This window comes from Streptococcus sp. UBA3373 (assembly GCF_002360305.1).
GTDB lineage: Bacteria > Bacillota > Bacilli > Lactobacillales > Streptococcaceae > Streptococcus > Streptococcus alactolyticus.
Genome location: NZ_DEQF01000005.1, coordinates 1,914 through 8,839, shown reverse-complemented (window position 1 = coordinate 8,839; position 6,926 = coordinate 1,914). Strand labels below are relative to the sequence as shown.

The following is a 6,926-nucleotide window of genomic DNA, read 5'->3' as shown; positions in this document are numbered from 1 at the left end:
TTTCAACTAGCACCACGGGTAATAAAATATTTCATGATAATACCTTATAAAATAATTTGTCAGAAAAGCGAACTAGAGTGTTCTAGTCCACTTTTTGTTTGCTTAAATTTAGCCCCCAAGAAATAAGGTTTTCTTGGTGTTTTCGGATACGAGTGATATTGTCACGATGTCGCACAATGATGATGGTTGCCATTACGATGATGATACTTGTAAATAGCCAGTCATAATGTGGTAGGATAATGTGAAAGGCGGGAAAAACCAAAACACTAACCATAGCCACAACTGCTGACACCACACTTGATAATGAAATCATGCTGAAAAGGTAAAGCGTGATGACAAAGACGACAAACAAGTAAAGGAGAAAGAGTGGTGCAAATCCTAAAAGCACACCTGCGCTGGTTGCCACGGCTTTTCCACCCTTAAACCCAGCAAAAATAGGAAAGGTGTGTCCGATAATGGCAAATAGCCCGATAACTAGAGGCGATACGCTAGTTACACCCAATAGATGAGGCAATAGCGTTGCAAGGGTTCCTTTTAACATATCAATCAAAAAGGTGATGACACCTGCTCTAGCTCCCAAAACACGAAAGGTATTGGTTGTTCCTGTGTTGCCACTGCCGTGTTCTCTGAGGTTGGTATGGTAAAACCACTGCCCAATCCATAAACCTGTCGGAATAGACCCCAATAAATAAGCGATGATAATCAAAACTAAAATGTTCATAGGCCTATTATAACACAGTCGAGGAACAATAGGGCAAAGAGATCTTAAAAAGTCATGCGATTTTAAGAAAAGATAGAGGGGTTAAAGCTTAAAAAGATAGCGTTATACTGGGGGATTTTCAATTTTTTTTGCAAAAATGTCAAAAAACTTGTAAGATAAGAAAGATGAACAATTTGGAGGTCACTTTTGGCTAAAAAAGAAATTAACGTAAATAATTATAATGATGATGCGATTCAAGTGTTAGAAGGGTTGGATGCTGTCCGTAAACGTCCAGGGATGTACATCGGCTCAACAGATGCAACAGGTTTGCACCACTTGGTTTGGGAAATTGTCGATAATGCTGTCGATGAGGCCTTATCTGGTTTTGGTAATCAGATTGATGTGATTATCAACGCCGACGGTAGTGTAACGGTTAAGGACCAGGGGCGCGGGATGCCGACAGGTCAGCACGCTATGGGTATTCCGACTGTTGAGGTTATTTTCACCGTTCTCCACGCAGGTGGGAAATTTGGTCAAGGCGGTTACAAAACGTCTGGTGGCTTGCACGGTGTGGGGTCTTCAGTGGTTAATGCCCTTTCTAGCTGGCTTGAGGTTGAGATTACGCGTGACGGTGTGGTTTACAAGCAGCGTTTTGAAAATGGCGGAAAACCTGTGACCACACTTCAAAAGGTCGGAACAGCTCCCAAGTCACAATCAGGGACAACCGTAACTTTCATGCCTGATGCGACGATTTTTTCAACCATTGATTTTAAATTCAATACCATTGCGGAACGCTTGAAAGAATCGGCCTTCTTGCTAAAAAATGTCACCTTGACTTTGACCGACAATCGTTTGGAAGAACCAGAACACCTCGCTTTCCATTACGAAAATGGGGTGCAGGACTTTGTTGAGTACCTCAATGAAGACAAGGAAACCTTGACACCTGTTATTTTTGTGCAGGGAGCTGACCAAGATTTTCAAGTGGAAGTGGCTCTTCAGTACAACGATGGCTTTTCAGACAACATTTTGTCATTTGTGAATAATGTTCGCACCAAAGATGGTGGAACGCATGAAACAGGGCTAAAATCAGCTATTACTAAGGCTATGAATGACTATGCTCGTAAGTCTGGCTTGCTCAAGGAAAAAGACAAGAACTTGGAAGGCTCAGATTACCGTGAAGGCTTGTCTGCGGTCTTATCTATCCTCGTCCCTGAAGAATATTTGCAGTTTGAAGGGCAAACCAAGGATAAGCTGGGAAGCCCTCTTGCACGTCCGATTGTGGATAGCATTGTTTCTGAGAAATTGACCTACTTCCTGTTGGAAAATGGCGAAATCGCAGCCAACTTGGTTCGAAAAGCTATCAAGGCGCGTGATGCTAGAGAGGCAGCTCGTAAGGCGCGTGACGAATCGCGAAATGGCAAGAAGAGCAAGAAAGACAAGGGCTTGCTTTCAGGGAAATTAACCCCAGCCCAGTCTAAAAATCCTAAGAAAAACGAACTTTACTTGGTCGAAGGAGATTCTGCTGGTGGTTCTGCCAAACAAGGGCGTGACCGCAAGTTCCAAGCCATTTTGCCTTTACGTGGTAAGGTGCTTAATACAGCAAAAGCCAAGATGTCAGATATCGTCAAAAATGAAGAAATCAATACCATGATTTACACGATTGGTGCAGGCGTTGGCGCAGAATTTAACGTTGATAATTCTAATTATGACAAGATTATCATCATGACCGATGCGGATACAGACGGTGCTCACATTCAGACGCTCTTGTTGACCTTCTTTTACCGTTATATGCGCCCTTTGGTTGAGGCAGGCCACGTTTATATCGCTCTGCCACCGCTTTACAAAATGTCAAAAGGCAAGGGCAAGAAAGAGGAAGTGGCTTATGCTTGGACCGATGGTGAATTAGAAGAATTGCGTCAGCGTTTTGGAAAAGGTGCTCAACTCCAACGTTACAAAGGTTTGGGTGAAATGAATGCTGATCAGCTTTGGGAAACCACTATGAACCCTGAAACACGGACCTTGATTCGTGTGACCATTGATGATTTGGCGCGTGCCGAACGCCGTGTGAATGTGTTGATGGGGGATAAGGTAGAACCACGTCGTAAATGGATTGAGGACAATGTCACCTTCACCTTGGAAGAAAACACCGCTTTTAGCAAGTAATGCTAAAAACTAAATTAGCAAAAATTAAGGACAAAGGATTATGTCAAATGTTCAAAATATGTCTTTAGAAGACATTATGGGAGATCGTTTTGGACGATACTCCAAATATATTATTCAAGAGCGGGCCTTGCCAGACATTCGTGATGGTTTGAAACCCGTTCAGCGCCGTATTTTGTATTCTATGAATAAGGACGGCAATACTTTTGATAAAGGATTTCGTAAATCAGCCAAGTCAGTTGGTAACGTCATGGGGAATTTCCATCCGCACGGGGATATTTCCATTTATGACGCTATGGTGCGGATGAGCCAAGATTGGAAAAACCGTGCTACATTGATTGAAATGCACGGAAATAACGGGTCAATGGATGGTGATCCACCTGCTGCCATGCGTTATACTGAGGCACGTTTGTCAGAAATTGCTGGCTATCTTTTGAATGATATCGAGAAAAAGACGGTTCCATTTGCTTGGAATTTTGACGATACCGAAAAAGAACCAACGGTTTTACCTGCAGCCTTTCCAAATTTATTGGTCAATGGTGCCACAGGGATTTCTGCGGGTTATGCAACGGATATTCCGCCGCATAATCTGGCTGAAGTCATTGATGCTGTGGTTTATCTCATTGATCATCCAAATGCCAACTTGGATAAGTTGATGACCTTCTTGCCAGGACCTGATTTTCCGACAGGTGCGATTATTCAAGGCGAAGATGGTATCCGAAAAGCTTATGAAACCGGTAAAGGGCGCGTGGTTGTTCGATCACGTACAGCAGTCGAAGACCTCAAGGGTGGCAAGAAACAAATTGTTGTGACGGAAATTCCTTACGAAGTCAATAAGGCTGTTCTTGTCAAAAAAATCGACGATGTTCGTGTCAACAATAAAGTGCCAGGCATCGCTGAAGTCCGTGACGAATCAGACCGTGACGGTTTGCGTATTGCTATCGAATTGAAAAAAGATGCAGACAAGCAAACCATTCTCAATTACTTGTTGAAATACACGGATTTGCAGGTCAATTATAACTTCAACATGGTGGCTATTGATCACTACACCCCTCGTCAGGTTGGGCTTATTCAGATGTTGACCAGCTACATTGCCCATCGTAAGGATATTATCGTAGCGCGTTCAAAGTTTGATAAGGCCAAAGCAGAAAAACGCCTCCACATCGTGGAAGGTTTGATTCGCGTTATTTCCATTCTGGATGAGGTGATTGCTCTTATTCGTGCGTCTGAAAATAAAGCAGATGCCAAAGAAAATCTAAAAGTCAGCTACGATTTCTCAGAAGAACAGGCAGAAGCCATTGTTACCTTGCAATTGTACCGTTTGACCAATACGGACATTGTTACCTTGCAGGAAGAAGAAGCTGACCTACGTCAACAAATCACTGTTTTAGAGGCTATTATTGCAGATGAACGTACCATGTACAATGTCATGAAACGCGAATTGCGCGAAGTCAAGAAAAAATTTGCCACACCACGCTTGACGGAATTACAAGCACAAGCAGAAACGATTGAAATCGATGTGACCAGCTTGATTGTGGAAGAAGATACTTATGTCAGCGTGACAAAAGGTGGCTACATCAAGCGTACCAGCCCGCGTTCTTATAATGCCTCAACGGTTGAGGAAGTCGGCAAACGTGACGATGATGAATTGATTTTTGTGGCACCTGCCAAAACCACGCAGCAGCTCCTTATCTTCACCAATTTAGGTAATGTGATTTACCGCCCTGTTCACGAATTAACCGATATTCGTTGGAAAGACATCGGTGAACATTTGTCACAAACCATTACTAATTTTGCAGCCAATGAAGTGGTGCTTCATGCAGAAATTGTCGATGATTTTGGCACACAAACGTATTTTGCAGCGACTAAAATGGGGCAAATCAAACGCTTTGAACGTAAGGAATTGACGCCATGGCGTACCTACAAATCAAAAGCCATCAAATTCGCCAAATTGAAGAGCGAAGAGGACCAAGTGATTGCCATTTCACCGATAGCCCTTGATAATGTGATGCTTCTAACGCAAAATGGCTACGCTCTGCGATTTAACATCGAAGAAGTGCCAGTTGTTGGCCCGAAAGCAGCAGGTGTCAAGGCCATCAACCTCAAAGATGATGACGTCGTTGTTTCGGTTTTTATCGCAAATACTGACAGTGTGTTCATTTTGACCCAACGTGGTAGTGTGAAACGCATGGAAACCGACGTGATTCCATTGACCAATCGTGCCAACCGTGGTTTGCTCGTCTTACGCGAATTAAAAACCAAGCCACATCGCATCTTGCTTGCTGGTCCTGTTTACGATGAGCAACAAGACGAGTCGCTTGATTTGTTCACGACAGCACCAGAGGAAAATCTCGACCATGCTAGTCAAACCTTAGAAGTGCATTCGAACAACGGAACGGTTTATCAAGTGATTTTGGCAGATTTGAGTCTGTCTGAACGCACAAGTAACGGCGCTTTCATTTCAGACACCATCTCGGACGAAGGCATTTTCAGTGCCACGGTCAAATAGATGTAAAAATCAGGAGTTTTCCTGATTTTTTAGTTAGTCAAAATTTTCAGAATTTTACAAAAAACACTTGAAAAATGATAAAAAAAGCGTACAATAGGATAAAAGTCAGGAAAGAGGATTTATTATGACAGTAGATTTCGATTGGGAAAACTTAGGATTTGAATACCATAAACTACCATTTCGCTACATTTCGTATTATAAAGACGGCAAATGGGACGATGGGCAATTAACAGAAGACGCTGTTTTGCACGTATCAGAAGCCTCAACAGCTCTTCACTATGGGCAGCAGGCTTTTGAAGGTTTGAAAGCCTACCGCACCAAAGATGGCTCTATTCAATTGTTCCGTCCTAATATGAACGCTGAACGTTTGCAACGTACTGCTGACCGCTTGTTGATGCCACAAGTTCCAACGGATAAGTTCATCGATGCCGTCAAACAAGTCGTACGTGCTAACGAAGACTATGTGCCACCATACGGCACAGGAGCGACTCTTTACATTCGCCCTCTCTTAATTGGGGTTGGTGATGTGATTGGGGTACATCCAGCCGATGAGTATATTTTCACTATTTTTGCTATGCCAGTGGGAAATTATTTTAAGGGTGGCTTGGTGCCAACCAATTTCCTCATTCAAGACGAATACGACCGTGCAGCACCACACGGCACAGGAGCAGCCAAGGTTGGTGGAAACTACGCGTCTAGCCTTCTGCCAGGAAAAATTGCCCACGAACGCCAATTTTCAGATGTGATTTACTTAGACCCTGCCACTCATACCAAAATCGAAGAAGTGGGGTCAGCTAACTTCTTCGGTATTACAGCAGACAATGAATTCATTACTCCTCTTAGCCCATCAATCCTACCGTCAATTACAAAATATTCGCTTCTTTATTTAGCAGAAAATCGCTTTGGTATGACAGCCATTCAAGGCGATGTCAAATTGGATGAATTGGATAAGTTTGTAGAAGCAGGAGCCTGTGGAACTGCCGCTGTTATTTCCCCAATTGGTGGTGTTCAGCATGGTGATGATTTCCACGTCTTTTACAGTGAAACAGAAGTTGGTCCCGTCACTCGTCAGTTATACGATGAATTAGTCGGTATTCAATTTGGAGATGTGGAAGCTCCAGAAGGATGGATTGTCAAAGTAGATTAAAGCAGGAATCAGGAAGCTTGCCCTTGCCAGCTTCCTATTTTTTCGGTAAAATGGGTAGAGCGAGGTGAGAGAATGAGTAAAAAAGATAAAAAAATTGAATTGCAATTGTCAGATAGCAAGGTCACTATTAATAATGCCAAGGTTGACGGATATGCCTTGCAAACAGGTAAAAAAACAATTGGTGAAATTGCTGAGTTGGAGAACCGTTTTGCAGTCGTTGAAAACGGCGAAGTTAAAGCCTTTTTCAAAAATTTAGAACAAGCCATTGAAAGCACGATTGAAAATTATAATCTTAATCGTTAAAAAGAAGTGAAAACTACTTGCATCGAAACAAAAACTATGTTAAAATAGTTTTTGTTGTAACGGAAGGGTAGCGAAGAGGCTAAACGCGGCGGACTGTAAATCCGCTC

Annotated in this window: 5 protein-coding genes and 1 tRNA gene (1 of these 6 only partly in view); 5 read left to right on the top strand and 1 reads right to left on the bottom strand. The window is 42.8% G+C overall.

What is annotated here, in order from left to right:
• Positions 1-82 precede the first annotated feature (82 nt).
• Positions 83-721, bottom strand: a complete 639-nt coding sequence (gene plsY, locus B3R79_RS01105) for a glycerol-3-phosphate 1-O-acyltransferase PlsY (protein WP_293693194.1) — start codon at positions 719-721, stop codon at positions 83-85.
• A 186-nt stretch (positions 722-907) separates the two neighbouring features.
• Here plsY and parE point away from each other — a divergent pair, with 186 nt between their 5' ends.
• From parE to B3R79_RS01080, 5 genes are all read left to right on the top strand, one after another.
• On the top strand, positions 908-2,863 hold the full coding sequence (gene parE / locus B3R79_RS01100; RefSeq protein WP_154455159.1) for a DNA topoisomerase IV subunit B: 1,956 nt from the start codon (positions 908-910) through the stop codon (positions 2,861-2,863).
• Between the two features lie 40 nt (positions 2,864-2,903).
• A complete protein-coding gene (parC, locus tag B3R79_RS01095; protein WP_293693193.1) occupies positions 2,904-5,369 on the top strand; it encodes a DNA topoisomerase IV subunit A in 2,466 nt (821 codons plus the stop codon).
• A 124-nt stretch (positions 5,370-5,493) separates the two neighbouring features.
• Entirely contained in the window at positions 5,494-6,516 is a 1,023-nt protein-coding gene (locus B3R79_RS01090; protein ID WP_154455161.1) for a branched-chain amino acid aminotransferase, read from the top strand.
• A 72-nt stretch (positions 6,517-6,588) separates the two neighbouring features.
• Entirely contained in the window at positions 6,589-6,819 is a 231-nt protein-coding gene (locus B3R79_RS01085) for a DUF2969 domain-containing protein (protein WP_154455162.1), read from the top strand.
• 61 nt (positions 6,820-6,880) lie between these two features.
• Positions 6,881-6,926, top strand: a tRNA-Tyr gene (locus tag B3R79_RS01080); it runs 29 nt beyond the window's last position.

Coding starts and splice junctions, on each gene's coding strand:
- B3R79_RS01090 (WP_154455161.1), top strand. CDS start 5,494: ATGACAGTAGATTTCGATTGGGAAAACTTAGGATTTGAATACCATAAA.
- plsY (WP_293693194.1), bottom strand. CDS start 721: ATGAACATTTTAGTTTTGATTATCATCGCTTATTTATTGGGGTCTATT.
- B3R79_RS01085 (WP_154455162.1), top strand. CDS start 6,589: ATGAGTAAAAAAGATAAAAAAATTGAATTGCAATTGTCAGATAGCAAG.
- parC (WP_293693193.1), top strand. CDS start 2,904: ATGTCAAATGTTCAAAATATGTCTTTAGAAGACATTATGGGAGATCGT.